We start from the raw sequence: 26,881 nt of genomic DNA on the forward strand, positions 1-26,881 counted from the left end.
CAAAGGTAGAGAAATGTCAACGTTCTCGTATTAATTCATTGCCTTTCCCTTAAAAATCTCGTGATTCCCGTCCCCTCCGGATTTCAAATAGGCGAACAGATCCAAGACCTCCTGTTCATTCAACCGATTCAAAAGCCCAGGAGGCATCGGGGAGATGGGGGAGAGTTCCCGCTTTTCCACCTCATTTGTAGCCAATTCCACGGTATAGCTTTCATTGAACGGATTGGGCATTAAGGTAATGCTCGTATCATCCTCCGCCTTTATGCGTCCCGCAATTTTCTTCCCATCCTTCATATGGAAAAGGGTATTGGCATACTGGTCCGAGATTTCATCATGTGGACTGTAAATCGCGAAAAGCAAATCGTAGTCGCTAAACTTGGTATGGGCCTGTGTCAGATCCGGTCCGGCGGCGCCACCTTCACCCCGCATACGATGGCATAATACGCACATGGCCGCCTGGTAGGCGCGCTCCCCGTCCGCAAAGGTGCCACTATAATTTTGTAGACCGCCTCCCCAAAGGATATGGCTCATATCACGTCCTGAATACTCCCGTCCAGGCCCGATGGGTTGCGGTAAATCGGCCACTGCGGTCGAGGGGGAGTATACACCGGATATTTCCTGAAAATACTCCCTTTTGTCCTCGGGGACATTGGTCATGGCCTGTAGGCGTACATTTTCCATATAGGCTTTAAAGCTCATCCCGCCTTTGGCCCCCAGTACATCATAGAACCAGAGGAAGTATTTTTCGCGCAAATCGTTCGTCCAACCTTCGGTGGCATGGCTCAAAAGAAGACCGTAATAGATGGACTCGCTAGGGGGCATCTTGGCAATAACTTCTCGGATGAGTGGACCATATTGTTCACTACGCTGTGTAGCCTCCTCGGAAAGCAGTTCCACACCTTCGGTCACCGTTTTTTCCTTGGTATGCCTTTCCAAAAGCTTTACTATATTTTCGGTGGCCCCATCGGCTTTTAAATAGAGCAGCAGTTGGGCCAGTTCTCGGTTCACGGCATTGTTGGCATGCGGAAAATAGGAGTTCAATTTTCTGGCCGTTGCCCTTCTATGTCGTTCGTCGGGTTCGCCCATCCGGATAAATACCAGCGCATAACTTCGCAACAATGCGATTTGCTGCTGTTTCGTAAGTTGCTCCAATCTCAATTGAGCTAATTTGTCCAGAATACGCCCCTGAAGGTCTTTATCCCCTTGCCGAGCCAAGGCAATACCAGATTCCAGAATTTTGGCCGCGTCTTTTTCAGTAAAAAAGCGGTTTTGCCATTGATCTACCGGTCGGTGTTCCAAGACCATCCGGGAGGCATAGCGTATGAACCGGTCTTCATGCCCCAAATTGGCCCAAGCCAGGGGGATGGCCTCTTCGGATTCCTCGGTATGGTATTTCTCAATGTTTTGGCGCAGTTCCCGAAGGGCCTTTGCCTCCGGACTGGTTTCTGCTTCTGCGGTTCCCATATCTTCCCCGGTATAGCGTAAACGGTACAAATGGGAATTCAATCCACGGCCTCCGGTGGCAAAATACAAATGACCGTCGGAACCGGCTATCATATCGGTAAGCGGTAGGGGAGTACCGGATAGGAATTCCTCCCGAACCCCGGTATAGCTACTTCCTTTTGGCTTTAGGTCGATAAAATACACCGTACCAAAACTCCAATCCATCACAAGAAGTCCGTTTTTGTATCTAGAAGGAAAGTTGAGCTTGGCCCCGGAAAGAACAGCAGTTGGGGAACCTTGTTCCAAATTGTGTACCGCGGGCAGGTTATCCGGATAATATTCCGGCCACTTGCCGGAACCGGTCCGCCAACCATATTCACTGCCACTGGTCACATGGTTGATACGTGTTGGGCGGTACCAAGGCATCCCTATGTCCCATTCCATATCGGCGTCGTAAGTGAACAGTTCACCATCTTTGTTAAAGGCAATATCGAATGGATTTCGATAGCCTGCTGAAATGATTTCCCAGTCCGTACCTTCAGGATTAAATTTAGCGATCCAACCCCCTGGCGCCTTGATATCATTGGCATGGCCTCGGGCATCGAGATAGGGAGGGAATAGATTGTCCTCATCCCAATTTGCGGGAAGTCGGCTATTCTCCAAAAGGGATTCCGGAATTAAGGTATGGTTTCCGGCGATAAAATAGATTTCCTTTCCATCGGGACTGGGCACAAAACTATGTGGCCCATGTTCCCCTTGTCCTTCCAACTTCAACAACATCTCCAATTTATCCAATTCGCCATCGTTATCGGTATCCGTTAAACGGTATACTCCGCTACCGTTTTCCTCCTCGTCCGGAACCTCCTCGTCCCATCTCTTGTTTACCGATACGTATAGGCTGTTATGGGCCCATAACAGCCCATGGGCCTCCCCGATTTTGAGATTTACACTATCTACCTTTGAAGCGGAAATGACATCACCTTCCTTAGGGGCCTGGAAGAAATAGATTTTCCCTCTTTGGTCACAGGCGTATACCGTTTCGTTCGGGCCTTGGGCCAAGGCCACCCATGATCCCTGTCCATGGATGCTGGGCCTATAGAGGTCTTCGAGGACGAAATTATCAGGGAGGTTGAATTCAATTTCTTTTTCTGGGGTTACTGAAGTTTCTTGGGTACAGGAAAGCAAAAGGCAGCCCACAAAAAATAGGTAGGCCACGGTGATGTTTTTGGTCATTTTATAAAACTTTTATCGGGTTTTGCATAAAAATAGTGAATTGCCATGGGATTCCAAGCTGCATGGAAATGGTTATCTTTGGAATTCACCATTTCAAACAACTTTTTTAGATATGAATCGACGTAAATTTATGAACGGAGCCGCAATGTTGGGTGCGGGTTCCGTGATTACCGGATTTTCCCCATCAGATTTGGCAACCGCTCCAAAACCCAAAAAAATCAAGCATAATCCTATTGGGGTGTCCACCTATTCCTTTTGGCAGTTCAATGGCCCCAAGGAAAATGTACCTATGGAGCTTTGTATCGAAAAAGCGGCGGCCATGGGTTTTGATGGCATTGAATTGTTATTGGTACAAATGAACTCAGAGGATAATGGATATCTTCAAAAATTGAAGAAACAGGCCTTTCATGCCGGTTTGGATCTTATGGGTTTTTCCACCCACCAAGGCTATCTAAGTCCGGAAAAAAGATATCGGGAGCAAAATATTTCAAAAACCTTGCACCAAATAGAATTGGCCTATAAATTGGGCATCCCCACCATGCGATTGAATACGGGACGTTGGGGAACCTCAAAGTCCTTTGATGATTTAATGGCGAATAAGGGAATGGAGCCGACTTTGGAAGGATATACGGATGAAGATGGTTTTAAATGGGTCATCGACGCCATTGAGAAATGTATACCCACGGCCGAAAGATGTGGAGTGGTGCTGGGATTGGAGAACCACTGGGGCCTAGGACGTACCGCGGAAGGTGTAAAACGCATTGTAGATGCTATCGATAGCCCTTGGCTTCAGGTAACCTTGGATACCGGAAATTTTTTGGAGAATCGGGAAGCCCAGATGGAATTATTGGCACCCCAGACCTATTTGGTACAGGCCAAAACTTATTATGGCGGCGGGAAATGGTACAGCTTGGATATCGATTATCCCAAAATTGGGGAGATGATGCGTAGGCATAATTATAAAGGATATATTTCACTTGAATTTGAGGGCAACGAGTCCCCGGATACCGCTGTTCCCAAAGGCCTGGAGCTGTTACGTGAGTCCTTTTGGTACGAGTTGTAAGTCCCTTGGATTTCTCCTTTTTTTTGAGAGCTTATATAAATGAAAAAACTCCGGTAATCAGCCGGAGTTTATTCATCAATCAAAAAACGAACAGTCATGATAAACTGTTGTTAACCTTAAAATTACAATATATATGCCACAAATCCAATTTGTGGAATATTTAACATGCTATTTTATAAAATAATTAACCAAGATAGGTCTTTAGAATCTTGCTTCTGGAGGTATGTTTTAACCTCCGTATCGCTTTTTCCTTAATTTGGCGAACCCGCTCCCGGGTAAGATCAAAGGTTTCCCCGATTTCTTCCAAGGTCATTGAATGTTGTCCTGCCAGACCGAAATAAAGACGGATAACGTCAGCTTCCCTTGGGGTCAATGTTTCCAGGGCACGCTCAATTTCGGTACGCAAGGACTCATGCAACAAATCCTTGTCGGGATTGGGGGATTCCCCACTACGTAGTACATCATAAAGATTGGAATCCTCGCCATCGATTAAAGGGGCATCCATGGATACATGTCGCCCTGAATTTTTTAAGGACTGTTTTACGTCCTCCACGGTCATATCCAATTCCTTTGCAATTTCTTCTGCAGAAGGTACACGTTCATGCGCCTGCTCCAAAAAGGCGAAGGTCTTGTTGATCTTGTTGATGGAACCAATTTTGTTCAAAGGCAACCGAACAATACGGGATTGCTCTGCCAGTGCCTGTAGAATGGACTGTCTGATCCACCAAACGGCATAGGAGATAAATTTAAATCCCCGTGTTTCGTCAAAACGTTGGGCCGCTTTGATCAATCCTAAATTACCCTCATTGATAAGGTCAGGTAGGGTAAGGCCCTGATTTTGATATTGCTTGGCAACGGAAACCACGAATCGAAGGTTGGCCTTTGTGAGTTTTTCAAGAGCGATCTGGTCGCCTGCCTTGATGCGTTGGGCCAATTCCACTTCCTCATCCGCTGTGATAAGGTCTACTTTGCCAATTTCCTGCAAATACTTGTCCAAAGACGCGGTTTCCCTATTGGTAACCTGTTTTGTAATCTTTAGTTGTCTCATCTACAATTTTCCTTTCTAGTTAAGTTCATTACGCCTAAGCTGCATATACTTATACGTAAAAAAGATGGAAATGTTACAATTGGGTCAAAAAAACTTAATTTTTTGGTTAATAGATCGATTTTTTGATAAAAAAAGCCCTAACCAATGGCTAGGGCGTTTAGCAAGGCTTATGAATTATCTAATTCCGTCGTGGTTTTCTATCTCGGTTATCCCGACGCCGATCGTCCCTTCCGCGGTTACGGTCATTGTTTCTTGGAGGCCTTTCTACAAAACCCTCTGGTTTTGGAAGCAACGCTTTACGGGAGACCTTTTCTTTTTTGGTCCTCGGGTCGATACCCATGTATTTTACATCAAACACATCGCCCATGTTCACTACATCGGAAACATTTTCGGTACGTTTCCAATCCAATTCCGAAACATGAAGCAGTACTTCGTTGCCTGGGGCATCGTTGTATTCCACAACAGCACCAAAATCGAGCATTTTAATCACCTTAACTTCATAAACGCTACCGACTTCGGGCTTGAACATCAAGGCATCTATTTTCGCTAAAACGGTATCGATGCCATCTTGGTCGGTACCTAAAATTTCTACCATACCTTCTCCCGTCACCGGATCTTCATTGATGACAATTGTCGTCTTGGTCTCTTTCTGCAACTCCTGGATTACCTTTCCGCCAGGACCGATCAAGGCACCAATGAATTCGTTGGGTATAACTGTGGTAACCATTTTGGGTGCATGGGGCTTAACGTCCGGTCTTGGATCGGCGATGGTATCCACTAATTTCTCCAAAATATGCAAACGCCCATCCCTGGCCTGCTTTAGGGCCTTTACCAAGATTTCATAAGACAGGCCTTTTACTTTGATATCCATTTGACAGGCCGTAATACCATCTGCAGTCCCTGTCACCTTAAAGTCCATATCGCCCAAATGATCTTCATCTCCCAAAATATCGGAAAGTACTGCATATTTTCCGCTATCGGCATCGGAAATCAATCCCATGGCAATTCCTGAGACCGGTTTTTTAAATTGTACCCCAGCATCCATCAAAGCCATGGTTCCCGAACAGACAGTAGCCATGGAGGAGGAACCATTACTTTCCAATACCTCGGAAACCACACGAACGGTATAGGGACAATCCTCGGGGATCATACCCTTTAAAGCACGTTGGGCCAGGTTACCATGGCCTACTTCCCTACGGGAGGTGCCACGAATAGGTCGGGCCTCCCCGGTTGAAAATGGGGGAAAGTTGTAGTGCAGATAAAAGGTTTCCTCGCCTTCGTAGGACGGCATATCTATTTGGTTGGCCTCTCGGGAGGTTCCCAAAGTTACCGTTGCCAGGGCCTGGGTTTCGCCTCGAGTAAATATAGCTGAACCATGGGTGGAAGGCAAATAATCCACTTCGCACCAAATAGGTCGGATTTCATCGGTTTTTCTACCATCCAATCGTAAGCCCTCATTCAGGGTGAGGTCACGGACGGCTTCTTTCTCGGCCTTATAAAAATACTTGGAAATCAGGTCGCCGTTTTCCTCCAATTCCTCTTCGGTAAAATTGGCTTGTACTTCTTCCTTTAAAGCATCGAACGCGGCGCTGCGCTCCTGCTTGGCCGAACCTGCTTTAGCTACGGCATATACCTTATCATAGGTAAGGTCGTGTATTTTGCTTTCCAGTTCCTCATCTTCCTGTGCCCCCTCGTACTCCCGAACTTCCTTTTTACCAAAGGCCTCGGCCAATCGTAACTGGGCGGCACATTGTACCTTGATCGCCTCATGGGCAAATTTAATGGCCTCGGTCATGTCTTCCTCGGAGATTTCCTTCATTTCACCTTCCACCATCATTACGGAATCGGCGGAGGCCCCAATGACCATATCTATATCACTTTCTTCCAATTGTGCCCGGGTAGGATTAATGATAAACTCCCCGTTTATACGCCCCACACGACATTCGGAAATGGCACATTCAAAGGGGAAATCGGAAAGTTGAATGGCCGCGGATGCCGCCAATCCGGCCATGGCATCGGGCATAACGTTCTCGTCATGGGACATGAGTTGGATCATCACCTGGGTCTCCGAATGGTAATCCTTTGGAAAGAGCGGGCGTAGTACCCGGTCTACCAATCGCATGGTCAAAACCTCGCCGTCGCTGGGCCTGGCCTCTCTTTTAAAAAATCCACCGGGATAACGGCCAGAGGCCGCAAACTTTTCGCGATAATCTACCGTTAAGGGCAAAAAATCGACATCACTTGGTTTGTAATTGGAAACTACCGTACACAATAGCATACATTTTCCGGATTGGACAACAACGGATCCATGGGCCTGTTTTGCCAATTTTCCGGTTTCGATAGAGATTTCCCTACCGTCACCGAGGTCAATGACCTCTTTAAAAGTCTTTGGAATCATACATTTGATTTAATCCACCTGTGGCGGATTTGTTAAACAATGGTCTACCGTCTTACCGGACGGCCAGGGTTGTGTTGTTGTGTTGACCAATGAAAAACTGTGTGCAGCTTTTTTAACCCCGAAATCATCGAGGTCGTTTAAAAATGGCAATGGAAAAGGGGAGCATTGCTCCCCATATTTTTACTTCCTAATATTCAAATCTTTAATCAATTCACGATATTTTACAATATCCTTTTTCTTGAGATAGTCCAAAAGGCTCCTTCGCTTCCCTACCAAACGCACCAAAGATCTTTCGGTATTAAAGTCCTTGTGATTTTTTTTAAGGTGCTGGGTAAGGTGGTTGATACGATGTGTAAACAAAGCAATCTGCCCTTCCGTAGAGCCCGTGTTGGTGTCTTTTCCGCCGTATTTTTTAAAGATATCGGCCTTAATTTCCTTGGTTAAATACATTCCAATATTCTATTAAATGATTTTTATGTATTTGATTGATTTTCAATCAGTGCGCAAAGATAGAAATATTTTTAGATTACAGGACTGTTTTGGACTATCTCAGTAATTTTTTTTGAGCCTGGTTAAACCTTTCGTGACATTCTTTAGTCCTAGGAGGGTAATGTTAAAAAAATGTTAGTATGAAATGAGCCATTTTAAGTGTTGGTTTTAGATCAAATCTTTAATGGCGAATTGCATTTTACCTATTAAACCATTTAAAAATTAAAAAAATGAAAAGTCTCAAAAAAATGAACTTTACAGGGTTACTTCCGATGACCCTCGGGATGGCAACGATGCTGTTTTTTTCCTGTAACAAAGAGGAATCGCCGAGTATGGATGGCGAGCAAAGTCTGGATGTGGTGGCATTGACCGCCAGTGACGAAGCCGAACTTATTTCTGAAGAAGTCATTACCGTGGCGGAGGACGTATATGCCACGGATGAAATCAGTACGATTTCCAAAGCGTCTTATCGATCTGATTATCTTCCTGACTGTGTGACCATTACGACCGTGATCACGGATACCACCAGAGAAAAGACCATCGATTTTGGTTCGGGATGCGAATTACCCAATGGAAATGTCCTTAGCGGAATTATTTTGCTTTCCTATGAAAAGGATATGGAACTGGCCACAAAGACCATTACCCTTTCTTTGGTGGATTTTACGTTCAATGAAGTTGCCGTGGAAGGTGGTGCCACAATAGAAAGGGTACGTTCCAATGAAAATGGCAACCCGCAGGCGGATGCGACAGGGGCGTTCAGCGGCACATGGCCGGATGGGAGTACCTCCAATTTTACCGGTAACCGTACCCGGGAATGGATAGAAGGCTACGGCAGCGGATTCTGGGGCGATAATGTGTTTTTGATTACTGGGAAAAGAACCTATACGGGACCATTAGGCAATGTTTTTATCAAGGAAACCCTAACCCCCTTGCGAAGGGAGTGGTCCTGCCGTTTCATCGTCAGCGGGATTTTGGAAATTTCCCGGAACGACCTCACCGCCAGTCTCGATTTTGGGGACGGCGAATGTGATGCCAAAGGTGTTTTAACATATCCTGACGGCAGCACGGAGGAAATCTTCCTTCGACGTTTTAGAAATTGATAGACTTCTAATTGATTGGGTTGAAAAGTCCCGGCTAATTTGGTCGGGGCTTTTTATTTTCTGATGGGCTTGTTTTGGATCAAGTCTACGTAGAGGTTTATTTTCTTTTTCAAATCCCTCCTATGGACAATGAAATCCAAAAAACCATGTTCTTGTACAAACTCCGCGGTTTGGAATCCTGGAGGAAGTTCTTTGCCCGTTGCCTCCTTTACCACTCGGGGGCCGGCAAAGCCGATCAGGGCACCAGGTTCCGAGATATTGATATCCCCCAGCATGGCATAGGACGCCGTAGTACCCCCTGTAGTGGGATCGGTACACAGGGAAATATAGGGTATACCCGCTTCGGCCAATTGAGCCAATTTGGCCGATGTCTTCGCCAGTTGCATCAGGGATAGGGCAGCTTCCATCATCCTGGCTCCCCCTGATTTCGATATCATTACAAAGGGAATGTTGTTTTTGATGGCATGATCAATGGCCCTGGCGATCTTTTCCCCAACGACACTTCCCATAGAACCCCCTATAAAACTGAAATCCATACAGGCCACGACCAAATCCTTGCCCATAGACTTGCCTTCGGCGGTCCTTACGGCATCCTTTAGACCGGTTTTCTTTTGTGCCGCCTTTAACCGGTCGGAGTATTTTTTAGTGTCCTCAAACTTCAACGGATCTTTTGAGGAAAGTTTTGGATCCAGTTCGGTGAACTTGTTATCATCAAAAAGAATTTCAAAATATTCCTTGCTTCCTATCCTTACATGATAATCGTCTTCCGGGCTTACGTAAAAATTTTTGGCCAACTCCTCGGACTCCACAATTTTCCCTGTAGGCGATTTGTACCAAAGCCCCCTAGGTGTATCCTTCTTTTGCTCCGTAGCGGTTTGTATTCCCTTTTCCTTTCTTTTGAACCAAGCCGTCATATTTTCCATATTAGATAGAAGTTATTTGCGGAACTACGCTACAATGTGTTAACGTTATTAAGGTCTTCAAAGGCCTTCTTTAGGCGTTCAACAAAGGTCTTTTCACCTTCCCTAAGCCACACGCGGGGATCGTAAAACTTCTTATTGGGCTCGTCCGGGCCTTCCGGATTACCAATCTGGGATTGAAGATAGTCTTTTTTACCTTGAACGTAATCCCTTACCCCGGATAGGAACGCATATTGCAAATCTGTATCGATATTCATTTTTATGACGCCGTATCCAATTGCCTCACGGATTTCCGCTACGGTAGAGCCCGAACCTCCATGAAAGACAAAATCAATATGGTTGTGTTCCACGCCGTATTTTTCCGAAATGTATTCTTGGGAATTTTTTAGGATTTTTGGCGTAAGTTTTACATTTCCAGGCTTGTAGACCCCATGAACATTGCCAAAAGCCGCGGCAATGGTGAACCTGTGGCTTATTTTGGAAAGTTCTTCATAGGCATAGGCCACTTCCTCGGGTTGGGTGTATAGTTTGGAATCATCAACATCCGAATTATCAACACCATCTTCTTCACCTCCGGTAATGCCCAATTCTATCTCCAAGGTCATGTTCATTTTGCTCATTCGGGCTAGATATTCCTTGCAGATTTCAATATTTTCCTCGATAGGTTCCTCGGATAGGTCGATCATATGTGAACTGAAAAGGGATTTTCCGGTTTCCGCAAAATGTTTTTCGCTGGCATCCAAAAGGCCATCGATCCAAGGCAACAATTTTTTTGCGCAGTGATCCGTATGTAGAATAACAGTTGCCCCATAAGCCTCCGCCAATTGATGTATATGTTTGGCTCCGGCAACTCCTCCCAAGATGGCGGAACGTTGCCCGTCGTTGGATAAGCCTTTCCCCGCATTGAACTGGGCGCCTCCGTTCGAAAACTGAATGATTACGGGGGAATTTAAACTTGCTGCCGTTTCCAGTACGCTATTTATGGTGTTTGAACCAATGACATTTACTGCTGGTAGGGCAAATCCCTTCTCCTTGGCGTAATTGAATATTTCCTGGACTTCGTCACCGGTAGCTACTCCCGGTTTAATATTGTGGGCCATACTTTTGGTCTGTTTAGTTTAGTAATGAATGGGACAAAAGTAATAAAATAAACAAGGCCTAAAAAAGCAGTTTTGTAAAATAAATCAATCCGTCAGTATCGTTCTGGAAATTAAATGGCCACCGTTCGAAAATCCTTGAATTGAAAAAAACAGGCCATTTAACTCCTCATCTTTGGCTATTTTAAAGCTGACCTCTCCTTTCTTATTGGTCTTTAAATTGGGTTTCCAATCGACTTCCAATAAATTGAGAGGTCTTGACCGTTCAAAAACATACAAGGGAGTGTAGTACTCTTTGGCCATATCATAACCATCCTTTACAATGTGTTGGTCATAAAATGGAGCTGTGTTATATCTATACGAATCTTTGGTAAATACTTGAACAAACATATATGTGCCCCCTAACATGGGTGCGAATTTATTACCTATCATAACATTGGCGACATCTTTCATATTAATAAAAACTGAAGCTGGAAGTTCAGGGGGTTCGATCATTCTGCCATCTACAAACAAAAACGTTAATTTTTTGTCAGGCCCTTCCAAATAACTTATAACGCCTGGAGAAGTGACCAGCTGTATACCTTCCGTAATTCTTAGAAATGACATTAAATCCCGTTCCTTGAAATTTTCCGGGACCGGAGTATTAAAATATTGACCGATGTCGGGTACCATTGGCTTGTATTTCTGTATCAAAGCTCTTCTTTCGATCATACGTTGGCTCAGTTTTCTATCGGTAAGAGTTACTCCTTCCAACGCTATCGTTCCTGTCTCGTACGTCAGCGGTAGCTCATCCTGTGCTTCCACGTAGCCATGGTCCACTATGGCAAAGGAGCTTTTTTTAGGCACTCTTGGAAATGGAATGTTGTGTTCCGGTTTTTCCTCAAATCGCAGCGTATCAGGTTTTATGAATTTGCCAAGCCAGTTCAAATACGACACTTTGAGCGTATCGCCTTTATAGAGCACCAAGTTTTTAAAATCGAAGTTTCGATTCTTTTTTAGGTTTACTTTGTCAATGACCTGATAATTATCCGCAATTAGTGCCAATCTGTTGTGCAGTAATGGCCCATGAAGCTCCCCCCTCAGTTCAAAACCTTGTTCAAATTCAAATTTTGGGCGCGGGTTCAGTTCCTGTATCATCCTCTTTAAGGTATACTTTGACCACCCCTGTGTAAGTAGCAATAAGTCCACGTGTTCTTTTCTATTCTTGTTTGTAGGGTCGAAATAGTAAGCGGGATTTTCCACATGGCCCTTTAAATGGGAAGTCAACAGAAATGTACTTCGAAGGTTTTGTTTTTCGTCATAGGCCCTTGTATCATTCGTAAGAATGGAAACACTCAAATTTGCCTCGACTGGCTTATCCCTGCGCGATAGCCGGAGTTTGTAGGTTACGGAGTCATTTTCAACCCGTAATTTGGCCAAATCGGATACCACTTTTTTATGTTCTTTTTCCACAAAGAATTTGCGTTCGGCAATCGGCCTATCGTCTTCGAAAAGGGTCACGGTGTTTACCCCGTCCAAAAAAACATTCTTGTCCGTTTTTACCGTAGCCAGCGTGGAATCCAGCCTTGCTACCGAGACCAGCCCGTAGATTTGATGGTTTTGATGGAACAACAAGGTATAATTGGAATAGATTTGATCGTAAAAAGTTGTTTCGTTTGTTTTCAGGGCCACCTTCAAATAGGTATCATCGGAGTTGTCGGTATGTAAAACAACCCCCTTCTTTAAGGCTTTTGGAACATTGATTTTTAACAATGTATTGTTTATGGATATTTGGGCGGTGTATCGTTCCCCGGCCTTATACTGAAACTTGCAACGGGACATGCCCTGGTGCTGGTTTACGAAATGGGCCACTGGTTTTCCATCGCTACCCACTATTTTCCCTTTAAAATCAGCACTCATCCCATTGATCATGGCCTTAATGCCCATTATACTTTCGGTGGCTTCCAAAAGGTTCCCGCTTTCCGGAAACAGTTGTACATCATATTTGATTTCTCCAGTATCATCTTCCAGATCGGTATCTCCAAGTACGGTTATCTCTTGCAGATAGTGATACGCTTCCCCAAAATTCCGCATGTAGTTGGTATAGGCCTGTATATAGTATTTTCCGGAGCTTACGGCTGAATTGAGCTCAAATTCCCCTTGTCCGGTACCCTCATCGATGAATATATTCTTATTGTAAATCACCACTCCCGAGGCATCCAACAGGTTAACGTATAGTTTAGTGGTCCCTAATGAAGGGTAATTGATCGTATCGCCCACATAGGCCTTGAACCAAATCGTATCATCTGCGAAGTAGTCCGTTTTGTTGGTATGAATGTAGACTTTTTCCCTTAGGATAGGGTCTTGCTGCAATGGATAGACCTTATCCACAAAAGAGCTTTGCGTATAGGAAGAGAAACAGATAACTAAAAAGAATATCTGTGTGTAAAACTCAATTGTAGAATATTTTAAACCCAATTTGGCCTTAAATTTAGTACTATCACTAAGTTATTAAAAAGGATAGTTGATACCAATTTGAAGTACCGAATTGGCAAAATTGTAGTCCCTAAACCATCTTTTGGAAGGCTCTTCAGCCGGATTATACGTTTTAAAGCCCAAGTCCACACGAAATAGAAAATAGGTGAAATCATACCGAAGCCCAAATCCGGTTCCCAAGGCAATATCCCCCAAATCTTCAAAACCATCAAAAACGGCATCGGGATCTTCCTGATCATCAAAAACATTCCAAATATTCCCTGCATCGGCGAACAGGGCTCCTTTAATATCACCAACTATGGGAAACCGATACTCCAAATTGAACGCCAATTTAAAATTGGCCTCGTTAAAGTCGTTTATGGCATTCGTCTTACCAGGCCCCAGGGAATACGGGAACCAAGCGCGATTATCATTGGATCCCCCGGCAAAATAACTACGTACGAAGGGAATGTTGGTAGAGTTGCCATAAGGAACGGCAATTCCAATGAAGGTATGGAATGCCAATACTTTTGAGCGGGACAGGTCCCAGTACTTTACATAATCGATATCAGACTTGATATATTGGGAATAGGGAACACTAAAAACCAAAAGATCACCATCATCATTTTTGTTGAAAGGAATGAAATTGGCGAAGCCGGAAAGCAGATTGCCCGCACTTTCCAAGGTCCATCTAAATTGAAAAAAGTTATTATCGGTGAGTCCGTTCCTATTGTTTTTATGAAAGGTATAATTACTGGCAAAGATGAGGTTGTTCTCCGTTAGCCGTATTCTTCGTTCCTCAATGCTGTTTACCTCTTGCAACTGTTCGGCCGTGGAGGGCACCTCATTAGTCAATATGGCTTGGGTAAAACCTGTAGTCCCCTCGGGAATGATCAACCGGGGATCGGTAGAGCCTTCCGGTGTTTCGAAAAATTCGGTCAAGGCAGGGTCTCCTTCAAAATCATCGGCTACCTCGTCCAATCTATCATAGGAATTCCGATAAACGTTAAAAAAACGATTCGTGTTTACATTGCGAACAAATTGAATGTTTAAAAGTTCCACGGTATTTCTTCTAAAATCGGACGGACTCCAATTATAGCTTAAGATAGAGTTAAAGGTCTGCTTATCCAGACCAATATTCTGCTGAAAACTGGTTCCGAGGGATATTCGTGTTCTGGGCAGGGTATAGCTGGGGATGATTTTTTTCGTATTTAGAAAAGGAAACCAAATTCTGGGAAAATCCAAATTAAGATCCGCCCCAAATTCCAAGATGTTAAAGAAACGGCTGTCCAGTATGGTAGGATCGCTCGAGGAACCAACGTTCAGCCTTCCGGTTAGGCTTAAATTCTCTGCACCCTTAAAGAGGTTTCTAGCCTGCAAAGAGGGACTAAAGGCAAGGCCTACACGTTGAATATTGGAATGGGTAACATCAAAACCCATTCCCAGGGAATACTTGGGCCTTGGTGCCAAATAAATATTGGAGGTGAGTTTTGTCCGTGTGCTGTCTTCCTCAAATGTGATGGTCGGATACTTAAAAACATTGAGATTGTTTATTTGTCGGTAGGTACGGGTCCTGTCCAAATCCCTATAAATACTATCCTTTTCAAAAAAGATAGCATCTGCCAAAGTCTCCGGCTTAAAGCGTAGTTTGTTATGATAAAAGATGGTATAATTGCCATACCTGGTAAATCGTTGCTCACTATCACGCTCGCTATATAGATAGTCCGTATAGATATTGATCCTATCAAACCTATGGATTTTGTACTCGGAAGTCGTCAATGTGGTATCGCTTCTTCTTTTTAAATTGTCGATATTAAGCTCCACGTCCATTCCCCTATCTTGGCCCATCTTTGTAGTGTCTCGGATAATGTTATAGCTTATGGAACTTTCCTGAAAATCGTAAACACCGGAATTTCTAAAAATACTCGCCAGGCGCTCGCGCTCGGCGTTGAAATCCCCAAGGTCAAATTGTTTTCCCTCTTCAACGAAAGATTCATTCGCGGTTAGCGCGTATAGGGAGTCTATGGCACTGGAAGCAATGGAATGGGATATGGAATCTACCGTATAGGGTTCTCCCAAGAGAATCCTATAGTTGATTTTCGCTCTTTTTTTTCTGGAGGTACTATCAATTTCAAAGGTGGTATTGTTATTGAAATAGCCTTTACTTCCATAATAAATGCTGAGCCTTTCCAAACTTTTTCTTGTATTGGAGGTGTCAATGATTACCGGTGCCTCCCCAATTCTTTTCAACCAAACACTTAACCCTTTTACCAAAAAGGACTCCCCAAGACGCTCTACCTGTTTTTCGGATAAAAAATTGTCCAATCTATCTTTTCGCTTGGGTTTTCGGTAGAGCCAATCCTGATAGGAGGAATCCGGATTTTTTTTGGCAATATTGTACAGATTCAGTCGAAGAGGGTACCCCAAGATGCTGCTGTTGGGTTTCTGGATAATGAGACTTTCGATATCCTCATCGGTTACTTTTAGACTGTCTGCGTAAATGGTATTTTTTACAAGAAGAAGCTCATCTTCACCGACCCTCTTAAGGGTATTACAGGAAGTAATCGCGAAACCTATCAATAATAGGCTTATTTTAGCCCGGGTTCCGATAGTGCCCAAGTGCATCCTCATAGAAGCCAAAAATACATTATTTGCATGGTTGTTAAAAACCAAATAAAACTTATCAAAAGCCTGCATCAAAAAAAGTACCGAAACTTACATGGACTTTTTTTTGTTGAAGGAATCAAGACCGTAAGGGAACTCTTGGATTCCGGTTTGGAGGTCTATGGTATATATACCACGGATAATTCCGTTCTGGATGTGGGACAGGATTTCCAAGTCCTGATTTCGGAGTCGGAGCTCAAAAAAATGAGTTCCCTAAAGAATCCCAACACCTTACTCGGGGTATTTTACAAACCAAAAACCCAAGAAGTTGATTTTACGGATTGGATCCTTGCCCTGGACCATGTGTCCGACCCCGGAAATTTGGGAACCATTATCCGGCTTTGTGACTGGTTCGGGATACGCCATTTGGTATGCTCCCCGGACACCGTGGATTGCTATAATCCCAAAGTGCTTCAGGCGACCATGGGCTCCATTGCCAGGGTACATGTGGTCTATACGAACCTGCTGAAGTTTTTAAGGAAATCCAAAAAACAGATTTTCTGCACATCCATGGATGGACAAAGCGCTTATGGTACGAATTTGCGGGAATCCGGAATTTTGGTCATGGGCAATGAAACCCATGGGATTTCGCCAGAAGTTGAAGCAGTATGTCATAAAAAGATAGGTATTCCCCAATTTGGGAACCCTACTGCTGAAAGCCTAAATGTAGCAACCGCTACAGCCATTTTTTTGAACGAAATCCGTAGGGGTTAGCTATTTACCATCCGACAATCCTGGCTTTTCCCTATGGTTATTTGCCTCTAAAAAATCCTTTGAAAGGGGGTTCGACGAATGGGTTCTTGTTTCCCAAAGCAACTTTCGAGGGTTAACCTGACCAAAACTTGCTCCACCCTCCACATGAATCCATGGATGTGCCAACCAAGATGTTTTAATAATAGGTAAGAATCAAGGACGATTTATTTTGGAGAAAATCATAGGTGATTTTAGAGGGAAGATCCATTTCGTTGTAGGTATAGGAATATTCCGAATTGGAGAAGCCAATGCACGAAATAATATTATTTGTATTGAAAAAACCTAGATAATTATCTTCGCTTCCATCCGTAATAAATGGATAGTTGGATACCCTTTCGGTTTCCTCCAACATTTTAATGCTTAGGCCATTGGGCAATTTATAATCAAAAACGACAAAAGGGTTTTCCTTATCATCGTACGTAAAGGAATATTCCTCAAGAATGGATTCCTCGGATTGTCTAATGGACAGTTTGGTCACATTTCCGTTTTCATCATACTCGAATGTCTTAAACGCGTAATACCCTTCGTTTAGAAAGCTCTTTTTTTCAACGTTTTGGATTCTACGGTTTTCATCCAAATTGACTCTTACCTCAAAATCTTCCCCCACATGGATACGTATTCTTTCTTCTTCATAAGTATAGTCCGTGATGACTTCACGGGAGTTATATAGGGTACGTCTTTGCTTTAAGGTTCCATCGGAATTATAAAAATAACGCGTTACCCGATCTGGGATGTCCGATTTTGAATGGATTCTAGAAATTTGACTCAATTGATTGCCTGAATTGTATTCGTAAGTGGTTATATAATCGATTCCCCCTTCAAAAAACTCATTCCCCTCTATGTATTCCTGTACGGCTTTTAAACGGTTATTTTCATAAAACAGGCTGTCAACGCCGGTTTCATCGTCCCTTGAAATGGAACTGATTAATTGTACCTCATCCGGATCATTGGGAATTTCAGAACTTTCCTTGGAACAGGAAAACAGTAAAAGACCCAAGATTAGGGCTATCAAACGATATTTCATAAAATTGGGGTACATAGGGAACTTAATATTTAAATTATAAATGGGACGATTCCGGAATCCCGTTTTGATTTTTTTCGTGACATTCCATTTATATCACATCTTATTCGAAAGTAAAGTTTATAAAAAATCCTCTTGTGCGGAGTCCCTCTATGTTACCTGTCCATGGACTGTTGGGGTCATTGTCCGGAACCAATTCATCGCTAATGGCGAAAACCCCTCGAATTGAGGGTGTAAATTTGAAATATTCCAAATAAAAATCGATTCCGAAGCCCAGTTCATAATTGTATACCCACTTTTTCATCCGAAAGGTACCCGAACTATTGTCGTCCAAGGCAGTTTCATTACTGCCCAGGTTTAAGGAGGTAGAGGCACCCCCGATCAAAAAAGGCTTCCAATTCCCAAAACGCCGTGTACTTGCCTTGATTAAAAGTGGGAAATTGATATAGGTCGATTTTACTTCCCTTATCGCATCACGTTCCTCGGTAAATCCCGGAAAACCCAGGGTTCTTGCATTGTACAGGAGACCTGGCTCGAATCGAAGGTCCAAAAACTCATTGATCCGCATTTCGCCGATGAGCCCTACGTTAAAACCAATGGACTTACTGACTAGGATATCCGTATCCCCTGGATCATTTCTATAATTGAATTTGAAATCATATTGGTTAAACCCCAAGAAATATCCCCAATTCAGTAATGCCTTGTCCTCATTTTCCAGATTTAGGATGGGCTTTTCGTTAAATTGGGCGTTAGCAGGGATACCTAGAAAAAGTAGGCCAACACAAAACAAAAAGAGGTACTTCATATTCTTATTTTGTAGCAACATAAATAGAGGCGACACCAAATGTTTGGGGTTCGTTCGCTACATCTATAAACCCCGTTTTGCGTAAAATATTGTTGAAGTCCGCACCATGTGGAAAAACCGATGCGGATTTGGACAAATAGGAGTATGCGGATTTATCCTTGGAGAAGAGTTTGCCTATGGCGGGAAGCATATATTTGCAATAGAAATGGTACCCCTGTTTAAAAGGTGTTTTGCTAGGAACTGCGGTCTCCAGCACCACAAAAGTACCCGATGGTCTTAGAACACGATGGATTTCCATTAACCCTTTTTCCAAAGTCTCAAAATTGCGTACTCCGAAGGCTACCGTTACCGCATCGAATGAGTTATCGGGAAAGGGAAGATTTTCACTATCCCCAACGGTCATCTCAACGGTGTTCCCCAGACCTTTTGCATCTACCTTTTTTTGGCCTACCTCCAACATGCCTTGGGAAATGTCTAGACCTATAATTTTAGAGGCTCCCGTTTTCACCAAGCTAATTGCCAAATCACCGGTTCCCGTGGCAATATCCAGAATTTGGACAGGTTTTTTTTCCTGCAGGATCCGTACGACCCGTTTTCTCCATTTGATATCCAATCCAAAGGAAATGACCCTATTTAGACCATCATAGTTTTTGGAAATGGTATCGAACATTTGTGTTACCTGCTCCTTTTTTCCGGAACCGGAATCGGAATATGGCGTAATTTTTTTCTGCATTCCATGCAATTTTCGGCAAATATAGCGCATACGGTTCAGGTGACTCTATTTAGGACCCTCAATACAGGCAAATGAACTTATTTTGGGTACTTGGGGCTTTATTATGATCGGCAACACAATTAATTTGTGTAATTTTGCACCTCAGAATTGGCAAGTAAGTTGTACAGATGTATTGGCACTCAAAGTGTTATTTCTTTCGATCAGTAGATTTTAGGTTTTATTCTTGCCCATGACAACAATATCCGATTAAATGAAAATCATAATTGCAGGAGCTGGTGAAGTAGGCTTTCATTTAGCAAAACTTCTTTCGTACGAATCCCAGGACATTACCCTCATAGACACCCATAAGGAAAGCCTTGTCTATGCGGATAACCACTTGGATATACGCGTACTAAGGGGAGATGCCACTTCCATAACCGTTTTGCGGGACGCAAAAGTTGAAAATTCGGATTTGGTCATCGGGGTTACTTCCTCCGAGACCACCAATTTAACCCTTTGTATGTTGGCGAAGCAGTTGGGAAGTAAACGAACCATCGCCCGGATTTCCAATACCGAATTCGTAGACAATAGGGAAATCATCAGGTTTTCCGACTTGGGAATCGATGAGCTGATTTCTCCTGAAGAACTGGCAGCTGCTGAAATACAACTTTTGTTGAATAAATCCGCGTTTAATGACACCTATGAATTTGAAGATGGCAAGTTGATTATGATCGGGGTGTCCCTGAGCAAAACAGCGCCTTTTGTTGGAAAAATGGTAAAGGAGGCCGCTAAGATTTTCCCCGAACTTCATTTTATGCCCATAGCCCTACAGCGTCTAGGCACACAGTTTACCGTTATACCCAGGGGGGATACCGTTTTTAAGGAAGGGGACCAGGTCTATTTCATTACGGTCAAGGAGGGGGTGGACGAATTATATAAGCTTACGGGAAAGAAAAAAGCGGATATTAAAAATGTGATGATTTTAGGTGGAAGTAAAGTAGGTTTTAAAGCGGCCCGCGACCTTTGTGCCAAAAAATTCAATGTAAAGCTTATTGAAAAAAGTAAGGAAAAGGCCTTTGATTTGGCCGATGATCTACCCAATGCCCTGGTCATCAATGGGGATGGTCGCAATGTTGAGCTGTTGGAAGAGGAGAGTCTGGATTCCATGGATGCCTTTATTGCGGTTACGGGAAATTCCGAGACGAATATCATGTCTTGCCTGGTCGCCAAGTCCAAGCGCATAAAAAAGACCATCGCATTAGTGGAGAATATGGACTATTTTCAACTTTCCCACTCCATAGGCATTGATACGTTAATCAATAAAAAGCTCTTGGCTGCAAATAATATCTTCCGATATATTCGGAAGGGAGAGGTCGTAGCCTTGATGCGTCTCAATAACCTAAATGCGGAAATACTGGAATTTGTGGTAAAAGCGGATTCCAAGGTGACCGGAAGCGTTATACGCGAACTGGATTTTCCAAAATCGGCTACGATTGGGGGTGTCGTTAGGAACGGGGAAGGTATTATTGCCTTGGGGGGCTTTAAAATCCAGGAAGGCGACCGTGTTGTGGTATGTTGCCTACCCGATGTAATTCCCAGAATAGAAAGATTGTTCCTGTAATGACCCTTAACTCCAGAATTATATTCCACTTGATGGGACTGCTGTTGGTCTGCAACGGTGGATTTATGCTTTTGGCCGCTTTGGTAAGCGGTATTTATGATGATGGGGTTACCTTGGAAATTACCACGGCGGCCATTTCCACAATGTTCGGAGGGGTGTTTGCCATGTTTTACACCAGAGGACATAAAAAGGAGGTAAAACGTAAGGAAGGTTATATCATTGTTACTTTTGGATGGATCGTGATGTCCATCTCCGGAATGTTACCCTATATCTTTTCCGGGGCCATCCCCGGAGTAACCAATGCTTTCTTTGAGACCATATCCGGCTATACCACTACAGGCGCATCTATTTTGGAAGATATAGAGTCCTTGCCCAAGGGCATTCTTTTTTGGCGTAGCCTTACCCACTGGATCGGAGGAATGGGAATTATTGTTCTGGCCATAGCCATACTACCGCTTTTGGGAATCGGGGGAATGCAATTGTTCGCTGCCGAGGCCCCTGGCCCCAACGCCGATAAATTGCACCCTCGGATTACGGATACGGCAAAACGACTATGGTTGATTTATTTTGGGTATACCGCCGCAGAGACGCTTTTGTTAAAACTGGCCGGGATGTCCTTTTTCGATGCCATAAACCATGCCATGGCTACCTTGTCCACAGGCGGTTTTTCCACTAAGAATGCAAGTCTTGCCTACTGGAACGATCAGCCTTTGATCCAATATATCGTAATTTTCTTTATGTTTCTGGCTGGCTCCAACTTTGTATTGAGCTATTTCGCCTTTAAGGGAAAAGTGCTAAGGGTAATTAAGGACGAGGAATTTAAGTTCTACGCGGCGTTCATTTTTGTCTTTATGATTATAGCCGCTTTGGTGGTGTATTTTAAGGCGAATGTTCCTATATCGGACTATCACCCCATGGTTTTTGGCGAAGGTGAAAGTGCGTTTCGGCATGCTTTGTTCCAGGTCATAGCCGTGGTTACCACTACGGGTTTTGTTTCTGCGGATTTTACGGCCTGGACGCCTTTTTTGACGATTTTCTTTTTTGGGTTGATGTTTTTGGGTGGATCGGCGGGTTCCACGGCGGGAGGAATTAAGGTAATGCGGCATCTGCTCATTATTAAAAACGGTTTGTTGGAATTTAAGCGGACCTTGCATATGAATGCCATAATCCCGGTACGCTACAATAATAAGACCGTCAGTGAGCATATTGTATACAACATCATAGCCTTTTTTGTACTTTACATGTTATTGTTCGTAATAGGAGCTTTGGTCTTGGGAGCCGTGGGATTGGATTTTGTCTCCGCCATTGGAGGGGCGGCCTCTTCCTTGGGTAATGTAGGACCGGCCTTGGGCAGTCTTAATCCGGTCAGTAATTTTAATAGCCTGCCCGATGCAGGTAAATGGTGGTGTGGTTTTTTAATGCTTGCCGGTCGATTGGAACTCTTCACCGTATTGATTTTATTGACTCCTTATTTTTGGAAGCGGATTTGAAATAAACTTCCCAGGCTTTTTTTGTGGTATGGCGTTTTACCAAAATTCTGTACCTTCATTTACAGGCGAAGATGCCGTTCGTTTGTGCATATTATGTATCCGAAGATTTATCTATATAAACGTATAAAGGATGCCAAGATTCTTATAGATCGGCACTTTTCCGACCCTATTAAACTTAATGATATTTCCGAAAGCGTGTATTTATCAAAGTATCACTTCTTAAGGCTGTTCAAAGAGGCCTATGGTACTACGCCCCACCAATATTTGAAACGCAAACGAATTGAAAAGGCCAAGGAGCTCCTTGGAAGAGGCTTACCGGTCAACGAGGTATGTATACAGGTAGGTTTTGAAAGTATACCCTCCTTTTCCAACCTTTTTAAACGGGAAACCTCGTTTACGCCCTCTGAATTCAGAAGGCATAATGGTAAATAGCAATTTTCGATACGTTTTTTCGCCCAACAGCGTGCATTTTTGTAAAAAACCATGAAATTGCTGTACAAAATCAACCTGATTTTACTCATCGTATTAAGTCTCGCCACCGGGGTATTCAAGATACTTCAACAAGAAGCGGACATTGAACTTTTTAAGGTATTGGGTATGACCGCCTCATTCACGGCCGGATTAGGTATAATGCAGGTAGTCGGGGGAGTATTGTTGGTTTTTACCCAAATCAGGAAATATGGGGCCTTACTTATGATGGCCACCTTTGTGCTTGCCACCACTGCCGTGTTTATGAACGGGATGATAGTTTTCGGAACAGTATCTTTGCTTTTCATCCTTATGGCTTGTTGGGTATATTTTGTAGAAAACAGGAAAAGTAAACAAAAACAATAGTTATGGCATATTATGTAATTACAAGGACAATCTTGGAAGATCACTCATCCAAGGATGCCGTTCTTGCCATGTCCAAGGAGTCCGCTAAGATTTTTAGGAAACAACCAGGATTGGTTGAAATGAAATCGTTGATAGCGGAGAACGAAACCCATTTATCCACCTATCTGGTGTGGGAGGATCAACAATCCCATTTATCTTGTATGGAAAGCAAGGACTTTGATGAGGTGACCGTACAATGGACTGCCTTTATGAAGGAAGGCAAGATTAAGTTTGAGTTGGAAACGTATCAGCTTGTTGAATAAGCCTCAAATCTTTGAATCCATTGTGGGACTAATGCTGGTTTGACCAACATATGGGTTAGGGAAGGGCATGATGGCCTTAAGTAAGGGCTCTGAATTATTTAGTCTAGCACCATGACCGTAGTATCCGGGTCTACCAAACTTTGAAAACGTTTCAGTACCTCCCGATTTTTGATTTCATAATGCATAGGGATTACTTTTTGAGGTTTGATCTGGTTTACGATACGGGCGGCCTCTTCCTCGTTCATAGTAAGATTGTCCCCTCCGATGGGTACCAGGGCAACCCCAATGTCCGTTAACCCTTTTATTTCAGGAATGTAGTCCGTGTCACCGGCATGGTATATTCTTAGGCCTCCCCCTAAGGTTAGGACAAAACCAATGTTTTCTTTTGATTTAGGATGAGCCTTTATCCATAGAAAAACCGATTTCGTATTGTAGGCCGCAGTGGCCGTTATATCAAGATCTTCAAATTTGAGGACATCTTTGGGCCTCATTATCCTTATATGACGGTTATACTCTTTTAGTTTTTTTGAAACTCCCTTGGAACAAATAATTTTTGTTTCCGATTGAATAACCTTTTCTATATCCTTAATGGAAAAGTGGTCAGGGTGGGAATGGGTAATCAATATATAGTCTGCTTTTTCGGTGGTTTCTATTCCAACCGGGTCAATATAAATAACCTTGTTCTTTGTTTTAAGTTGAAAACTGGAAGGGAAGAAATGGGATTTGTTTACCTTGATCGTTCCCCAGGTAGACAATACCGTATTTTCCCCGATATCGATTTGTTGGAGTGTTGGATTTCTTTTTTCGCTGATAGATACTTTAACCATGGTACAACTTTGAACGAGTATAATTATGGGCATAAACAGCATAAAGGAAACTCGTATGCTTATTTCCAATTTCATTTTAATTTAAAAACCAAAACTAAATCCAAGGATAATCATGTACCATGACCATAATCATTTTAGGAAAAAATAATAGTGTTGTAATATGTGAAGGGAAATGGGTATTCCCTAGCTTTTGACCCGATTTTGATTTCTCGCTTTCTATTAGGGTACAAAAAACCCCTCCTTGATTCAAGGAGGGGTTTCATCCAAACAGGATTTTATTTTAAACGACTGCCTTGATCCGTCCTACCGCTTCCCGAATCTCATCCTCAGAGGCGGCATAGGAAATACGGATACAATTGGGATTGCCAAAAGCTTGCCCAGTAACGGTGGCAACATTGGCATGCTCCAAGAGATACAGGGCAAAATCGGATGCATTTTCAATTAAGGTTCCATTAAGCGTCTTTCCAAAAAAGTTGGAAATGTCCGGGAAGACATAAAAGGCACCTTCGGGTACGTTGAGCTTAAAACCGTCAATTTCCCCAAGAAGCCCAAGAATCAGGTCGCGTCGTTCATGAAACTTATCGATCATAAACTGGATCTTACTCACCGGTGCCTCCAGGGCGGTAATCGTTGCCCTTTGGGCAATGGCATTGGCCCCACTGGTATTTTGTCCCTGAAATTTGGTACAGGCCTTGGCGATCCAATCCGCTGCACCGATATAACCTATACGCCATCCCGTCATGGCAAAGGCCTTGGAAACCCCATTTACGGTAATGGTACGATCGTACATCCCTTCAATGCCTGCAATGCTCACATGTCCCCCACGAAAATTGATATGCTCGTAAATTTCATCGGAGACCACATAAATATTGGGATGGTTCCGCAATACTTCGGCCAATCCTTCCAATTCTTCCAAACTATAGACCGAACCACTGGGGTTGCAGGGCGAACTAAACCACAACATCTTGGTCTTAGGCGTAATGGCCGCTTCCAATTGTGCCGCGGTCATTTTAAAGTCCGTTTCAATACTTGTAGGCACTTCAACGGGAACCCCTTCGGCCAATTTCACGATATCGCTATAGCTTACCCAATACGGTGCCGGCAGTATTACCTCGTCACCTTTGTTCAGCATACACATGGCCACATTGGCCAAGGACTGTTTGGCTCCGGTGGAAACCACAATTTGGTTTAACCCATATTCCAGATTGTTGTCCCGCTTGAACTTATTGGAGATGGCCTGTTTTAAATCGGCATACCCATCCACAGGAGAATAACTGCTATAGTTTTCGTCAATGGCATTCTTGGCCGCTTCCTTTATGAAGTCGGGGATGTTAAAATCCGGCTCGCCCAGGCTTAGGCCTATAATATCTTTTCCTTCATTTCGTAGTTCCCGAGCTTTTGCCGCCATAGCCAAGGTGGCCGAAGTAGACATGCTGTTGATTCTTTCGGATAAATGGTTGCTCATTTGCGATATGGATTTACTGGTATTGTAGGGCAGGCCTTTTGCCTAATTCCTTTAAATGTTTAAAGTGCGAAATTATAGCTTTTCTGGTAGTTTTGTACTCGTTGTAGGGTAAATTAAATTCCTTCGCCGTCTGTTTCACAATTTTGGAAATTTTTGTGTAATGTATATGGCTGATGTTGGGAAAAATATGATGCTCTACTTGGTGGTTCAATCCTCCTGTAAACCAGTTTACGATTTTGTTTTTTGTACCGAAATTCACTGTAGTGAAGAGTTGATGAATGGCCCAAGTGTTTTTCATGTTGCCACCTTCATCGGGGAGGGGAGTCTCCGCCTCGTCCACGATATGTGCCAATTGGAAGACCACGCTTAAAATTACTCCGGCCACATAATGCATGATGAAGAAGCCCAAAAGCACTTTCCACCAGGCAATATCAATAAAAACCAAGGGCAGGACGATCCATATGGTGATGTAGATGATTTTTGTAATGACCAGGGTGCTCCAATTGATGACCGGATTCGGCAACTTGCCGTAACTGAGCTTTCGCTTCATGTAGCGATACATCTGCTGAAAATCCGTGGTAATGGCCCAATTAAAGGTCAATAGTCCATATAAAAAGATAGAATAGAAATGCTGGAATTTATGATGCTTTCGCCATTCCGAATGCCTCGAAAACCGTAAAATGCGTCCGGCATCCATATCTTCGTCATGGTCTTGGATATTGGTATAGGTATGATGAAGCACATTATGCTGTACCTGCCAATTGTATACGTTCCCGGCAAGGATATAAATACTGCCCCCCATCAATTTATTGACCCACTTTTTTCTGGAATAGGAGCCATGATTGCCATCGTGCATAACATTCATTCCTACCCCTGCCATACCAACTCCCATGATAATGGTCAATAAAAGGTTGGCCCAATTGGGCAGGCCTAGGGTGAGGATCAAAAAGTAGGGGGTAAGGAAGAGGGCGAACATAATGACCGTTTTAAGGTGTAATTGCCAGTTACCGGTCTTCTTGATTTTGTTTTCCACGAAGTAATCATTGACCCGCTTATTTAATGTACGGAAAAATTGGGCGGAGTCTTTTCTTGAAAATCGAATGGTCTTTTGGTTCATGTATTGCAATCTTTTGATAAATATA

The 26,881-nt window shown here is 43.4% G+C and carries 22 protein-coding genes; 8 read left to right on the forward strand and 14 right to left on the reverse strand.

Annotated features, from left to right (window positions below; genetic code table 11):
- Positions 1 to 30 precede the first annotated feature (30 nt).
- Positions 31 to 2,676, reverse strand: a complete 2,646-nt coding sequence (locus ACO06Y_RS10745) for a hypothetical protein (protein WP_422083834.1) — start codon at positions 2,674 to 2,676, stop codon at positions 31 to 33.
- A gap of 112 nt (positions 2,677 to 2,788) precedes the next feature.
- On the opposite strand from ACO06Y_RS10745, the gene ACO06Y_RS10750 reads away from it, so the two are divergent.
- Positions 2,789 to 3,739 (forward strand): sugar phosphate isomerase/epimerase family protein, encoded by a 951-nt coding sequence (locus tag ACO06Y_RS10750; protein WP_422083835.1) that lies wholly within the window; start codon positions 2,789 to 2,791, stop codon positions 3,737 to 3,739.
- A 184-nt stretch (positions 3,740 to 3,923) separates the two neighbouring features.
- Here the strand turns inward: ACO06Y_RS10750 and ACO06Y_RS10755 are convergent, their stop codons facing one another.
- From ACO06Y_RS10755 to rpsO, 3 genes are all read right to left on the reverse strand, one after another.
- Positions 3,924 to 4,787, reverse strand: coding sequence for a sigma-70 family RNA polymerase sigma factor (locus tag ACO06Y_RS10755; RefSeq protein ID WP_120713364.1), 864 nt, complete (start codon positions 4,785 to 4,787; stop codon positions 3,924 to 3,926).
- 178 nt (positions 4,788 to 4,965) lie between these two features.
- Positions 4,966 to 7,185, reverse strand: coding sequence for a polyribonucleotide nucleotidyltransferase (locus ACO06Y_RS10760; protein WP_422083836.1), 2,220 nt, complete (start codon positions 7,183 to 7,185; stop codon positions 4,966 to 4,968).
- Positions 7,186 to 7,365: 180 nt separating this feature from the next.
- Positions 7,366 to 7,635 carry a 30S ribosomal protein S15 gene (gene rpsO / locus ACO06Y_RS10765; protein ID WP_422083837.1) on the reverse strand — a complete coding sequence of 90 codons (270 nt, stop codon included), beginning with the start codon at positions 7,633 to 7,635 and terminating at the stop codon, positions 7,366 to 7,368.
- 269 nt (positions 7,636 to 7,904) lie between these two features.
- Between rpsO and ACO06Y_RS10770 the strand changes: the two genes are divergently transcribed.
- Entirely contained in the window at positions 7,905 to 8,774 is an 870-nt protein-coding gene (locus ACO06Y_RS10770) for a hypothetical protein (protein WP_422083838.1), read from the forward strand.
- A 53-nt stretch (positions 8,775 to 8,827) separates the two neighbouring features.
- Here ACO06Y_RS10770 and accD read toward each other — a convergent pair whose 3' ends face one another.
- The 4 genes from accD to ACO06Y_RS10790 all read right to left on the reverse strand — a co-directional run bounded on the left by accD (position 8,828) and on the right by ACO06Y_RS10790 (position 15,876).
- Entirely contained in the window at positions 8,828 to 9,688 is an 861-nt protein-coding gene (accD, locus tag ACO06Y_RS10775; protein ID WP_422084167.1) for an acetyl-CoA carboxylase, carboxyltransferase subunit beta, read from the reverse strand.
- Between the two features lie 38 nt (positions 9,689 to 9,726).
- Positions 9,727 to 10,794 (reverse strand): class II fructose-bisphosphate aldolase, encoded by a 1,068-nt coding sequence (gene fbaA / locus ACO06Y_RS10780; protein WP_422083839.1) that lies wholly within the window; start codon positions 10,792 to 10,794, stop codon positions 9,727 to 9,729.
- Between the two features lie 84 nt (positions 10,795 to 10,878).
- Positions 10,879 to 13,248 carry a hypothetical protein gene (locus tag ACO06Y_RS10785; protein WP_422083840.1) on the reverse strand — a complete coding sequence of 790 codons (2,370 nt, stop codon included), beginning with the start codon at positions 13,246 to 13,248 and terminating at the stop codon, positions 10,879 to 10,881.
- A 33-nt stretch (positions 13,249 to 13,281) separates the two neighbouring features.
- Positions 13,282 to 15,876, reverse strand: coding sequence for a BamA/TamA family outer membrane protein (locus tag ACO06Y_RS10790; protein WP_422084168.1), 2,595 nt, complete (start codon positions 15,874 to 15,876; stop codon positions 13,282 to 13,284).
- A gap of 24 nt (positions 15,877 to 15,900) precedes the next feature.
- Between ACO06Y_RS10790 and ACO06Y_RS10795 the strand changes: the two genes are divergently transcribed.
- A complete protein-coding gene (locus ACO06Y_RS10795) occupies positions 15,901 to 16,623 on the forward strand; it encodes a TrmH family RNA methyltransferase (RefSeq protein WP_422083841.1) in 723 nt (240 codons plus the stop codon).
- 175 nt (positions 16,624 to 16,798) lie between these two features.
- On the opposite strand, the gene ACO06Y_RS10800 is transcribed toward ACO06Y_RS10795, so the two are convergent.
- The 3 genes from ACO06Y_RS10800 to ubiE form a co-directional block, all read right to left on the reverse strand.
- A complete protein-coding gene (locus tag ACO06Y_RS10800; protein ID WP_422083842.1) occupies positions 16,799 to 17,686 on the reverse strand; it encodes a hypothetical protein in 888 nt (295 codons plus the stop codon).
- Positions 17,687 to 17,786: 100 nt separating this feature from the next.
- Positions 17,787 to 18,488, reverse strand: coding sequence for a porin family protein (locus ACO06Y_RS10805; protein ID WP_422083843.1), 702 nt, complete (start codon positions 18,486 to 18,488; stop codon positions 17,787 to 17,789).
- A 4-nt stretch (positions 18,489 to 18,492) separates the two neighbouring features.
- Positions 18,493 to 19,221, reverse strand: a complete 729-nt coding sequence (ubiE, locus tag ACO06Y_RS10810) for a bifunctional demethylmenaquinone methyltransferase/2-methoxy-6-polyprenyl-1,4-benzoquinol methylase UbiE (protein ID WP_422083844.1) — start codon at positions 19,219 to 19,221, stop codon at positions 18,493 to 18,495.
- Between the two features lie 250 nt (positions 19,222 to 19,471).
- Here ubiE and trkA point away from each other — a divergent pair, with 250 nt between their 5' ends.
- The 5 genes from trkA to ACO06Y_RS10835 all read left to right on the forward strand — a co-directional run bounded on the left by trkA (position 19,472) and on the right by ACO06Y_RS10835 (position 23,447).
- The gene (trkA, locus tag ACO06Y_RS10815) at positions 19,472 to 20,821 is read left to right on the forward strand and encodes a Trk system potassium transporter TrkA (protein WP_422083845.1); all 1,350 of its coding nucleotides are present in this window, start codon (positions 19,472 to 19,474) and stop codon (positions 20,819 to 20,821) included.
- Complete coding sequence (locus ACO06Y_RS10820; RefSeq protein WP_422083846.1) at positions 20,821 to 22,311, forward strand: TrkH family potassium uptake protein; 1,491 nt, start codon at positions 20,821 to 20,823, stop codon at positions 22,309 to 22,311. The genes trkA and ACO06Y_RS10820 overlap by 1 nt, the downstream gene beginning before the upstream one ends.
- 93 nt (positions 22,312 to 22,404) lie before the next feature.
- Positions 22,405 to 22,743, forward strand: a complete 339-nt coding sequence (locus ACO06Y_RS10825; protein ID WP_422083847.1) for a helix-turn-helix domain-containing protein — start codon at positions 22,405 to 22,407, stop codon at positions 22,741 to 22,743.
- Between the two features lie 51 nt (positions 22,744 to 22,794).
- Positions 22,795 to 23,145: a hypothetical protein gene (locus ACO06Y_RS10830; RefSeq protein ID WP_422083848.1), complete on the forward strand. Its 351-nt coding sequence runs from the start codon at positions 22,795 to 22,797 to the stop codon at positions 23,143 to 23,145.
- A 2-nt stretch (positions 23,146 to 23,147) separates the two neighbouring features.
- Positions 23,148 to 23,447, forward strand: a complete 300-nt coding sequence (locus ACO06Y_RS10835) for a hypothetical protein (RefSeq protein WP_422083849.1) — start codon at positions 23,148 to 23,150, stop codon at positions 23,445 to 23,447.
- A gap of 98 nt (positions 23,448 to 23,545) precedes the next feature.
- Here the strand turns inward: ACO06Y_RS10835 and ACO06Y_RS10840 are convergent, their stop codons facing one another.
- The 3 genes from ACO06Y_RS10840 to ACO06Y_RS10850 all read right to left on the reverse strand — a co-directional run bounded on the left by ACO06Y_RS10840 (position 23,546) and on the right by ACO06Y_RS10850 (position 26,856).
- Entirely contained in the window at positions 23,546 to 24,274 is a 729-nt protein-coding gene (locus tag ACO06Y_RS10840; protein WP_422083850.1) for an MBL fold metallo-hydrolase, read from the reverse strand.
- Positions 24,275 to 24,554: 280 nt separating this feature from the next.
- Positions 24,555 to 25,739, reverse strand: coding sequence for a pyridoxal phosphate-dependent aminotransferase (locus tag ACO06Y_RS10845; protein WP_422083851.1), 1,185 nt, complete (start codon positions 25,737 to 25,739; stop codon positions 24,555 to 24,557).
- 13 nt (positions 25,740 to 25,752) lie between these two features.
- Positions 25,753 to 26,856: a fatty acid desaturase family protein gene (locus tag ACO06Y_RS10850; protein ID WP_422083852.1), complete on the reverse strand. Its 1,104-nt coding sequence runs from the start codon at positions 26,854 to 26,856 to the stop codon at positions 25,753 to 25,755.
- Positions 26,857 to 26,881: the final 25 nt, after the last annotated feature.

The organism is Ulvibacterium sp. (assembly GCF_965228935.1).
Taxonomy (GTDB): domain Bacteria; phylum Bacteroidota; class Bacteroidia; order Flavobacteriales; family Flavobacteriaceae; genus Ulvibacterium.

Excerpts from the sequence above, each read along its gene's own strand:
- ACO06Y_RS10755 (WP_120713364.1), bottom strand. The coding sequence starts at position 4,787 with ATGAGACAACTAAAGATTACAAAACAGGTTACCAATAGGGAAACCGCG.
- fbaA (WP_422083839.1), bottom strand. The coding sequence starts at position 10,794 with ATGGCCCACAATATTAAACCGGGAGTAGCTACCGGTGACGAAGTCCAG.
- ACO06Y_RS10760 (WP_422083836.1), bottom strand. The coding sequence starts at position 7,185 with ATGATTCCAAAGACTTTTAAAGAGGTCATTGACCTCGGTGACGGTAGG.
- ACO06Y_RS10750 (WP_422083835.1), top strand. The coding sequence starts at position 2,789 with ATGAATCGACGTAAATTTATGAACGGAGCCGCAATGTTGGGTGCGGGT.
- ACO06Y_RS10845 (WP_422083851.1), bottom strand. The coding sequence starts at position 25,739 with ATGAGCAACCATTTATCCGAAAGAATCAACAGCATGTCTACTTCGGCC.
- rpsO (WP_422083837.1), bottom strand. The coding sequence starts at position 7,635 with ATGTATTTAACCAAGGAAATTAAGGCCGATATCTTTAAAAAATACGGC.
- ACO06Y_RS10805 (WP_422083843.1), bottom strand. The coding sequence starts at position 18,488 with ATGAAGTACCTCTTTTTGTTTTGTGTTGGCCTACTTTTTCTAGGTATC.
- accD (WP_422084167.1), bottom strand. The coding sequence starts at position 9,688 with ATGACGGCTTGGTTCAAAAGAAAGGAAAAGGGAATACAAACCGCTACG.
- ACO06Y_RS10840 (WP_422083850.1), bottom strand. The coding sequence starts at position 24,274 with ATGGTTAAAGTATCTATCAGCGAAAAAAGAAATCCAACACTCCAACAA.
- ACO06Y_RS10800 (WP_422083842.1), bottom strand. The coding sequence starts at position 17,686 with ATGAAATATCGTTTGATAGCCCTAATCTTGGGTCTTTTACTGTTTTCC.
- ACO06Y_RS10790 (WP_422084168.1), bottom strand. The coding sequence starts at position 15,876 with ATGAGGATGCACTTGGGCACTATCGGAACCCGGGCTAAAATAAGCCTA.
- ubiE (WP_422083844.1), bottom strand. The coding sequence starts at position 19,221 with ATGCAGAAAAAAATTACGCCATATTCCGATTCCGGTTCCGGAAAAAAG.
- trkA (WP_422083845.1), top strand. The coding sequence starts at position 19,472 with ATGAAAATCATAATTGCAGGAGCTGGTGAAGTAGGCTTTCATTTAGCA.
- ACO06Y_RS10820 (WP_422083846.1), top strand. The coding sequence starts at position 20,821 with ATGACCCTTAACTCCAGAATTATATTCCACTTGATGGGACTGCTGTTG.
- ACO06Y_RS10770 (WP_422083838.1), top strand. The coding sequence starts at position 7,905 with ATGAAAAGTCTCAAAAAAATGAACTTTACAGGGTTACTTCCGATGACC.
- ACO06Y_RS10745 (WP_422083834.1), bottom strand. The coding sequence starts at position 2,676 with ATGACCAAAAACATCACCGTGGCCTACCTATTTTTTGTGGGCTGCCTT.
- ACO06Y_RS10825 (WP_422083847.1), top strand. The coding sequence starts at position 22,405 with ATGTATCCGAAGATTTATCTATATAAACGTATAAAGGATGCCAAGATT.
- ACO06Y_RS10795 (WP_422083841.1), top strand. The coding sequence starts at position 15,901 with ATGGTTGTTAAAAACCAAATAAAACTTATCAAAAGCCTGCATCAAAAA.
- ACO06Y_RS10850 (WP_422083852.1), bottom strand. The coding sequence starts at position 26,856 with ATGAACCAAAAGACCATTCGATTTTCAAGAAAAGACTCCGCCCAATTT.
- ACO06Y_RS10835 (WP_422083849.1), top strand. The coding sequence starts at position 23,148 with ATGGCATATTATGTAATTACAAGGACAATCTTGGAAGATCACTCATCC.
- ACO06Y_RS10830 (WP_422083848.1), top strand. The coding sequence starts at position 22,795 with ATGAAATTGCTGTACAAAATCAACCTGATTTTACTCATCGTATTAAGT.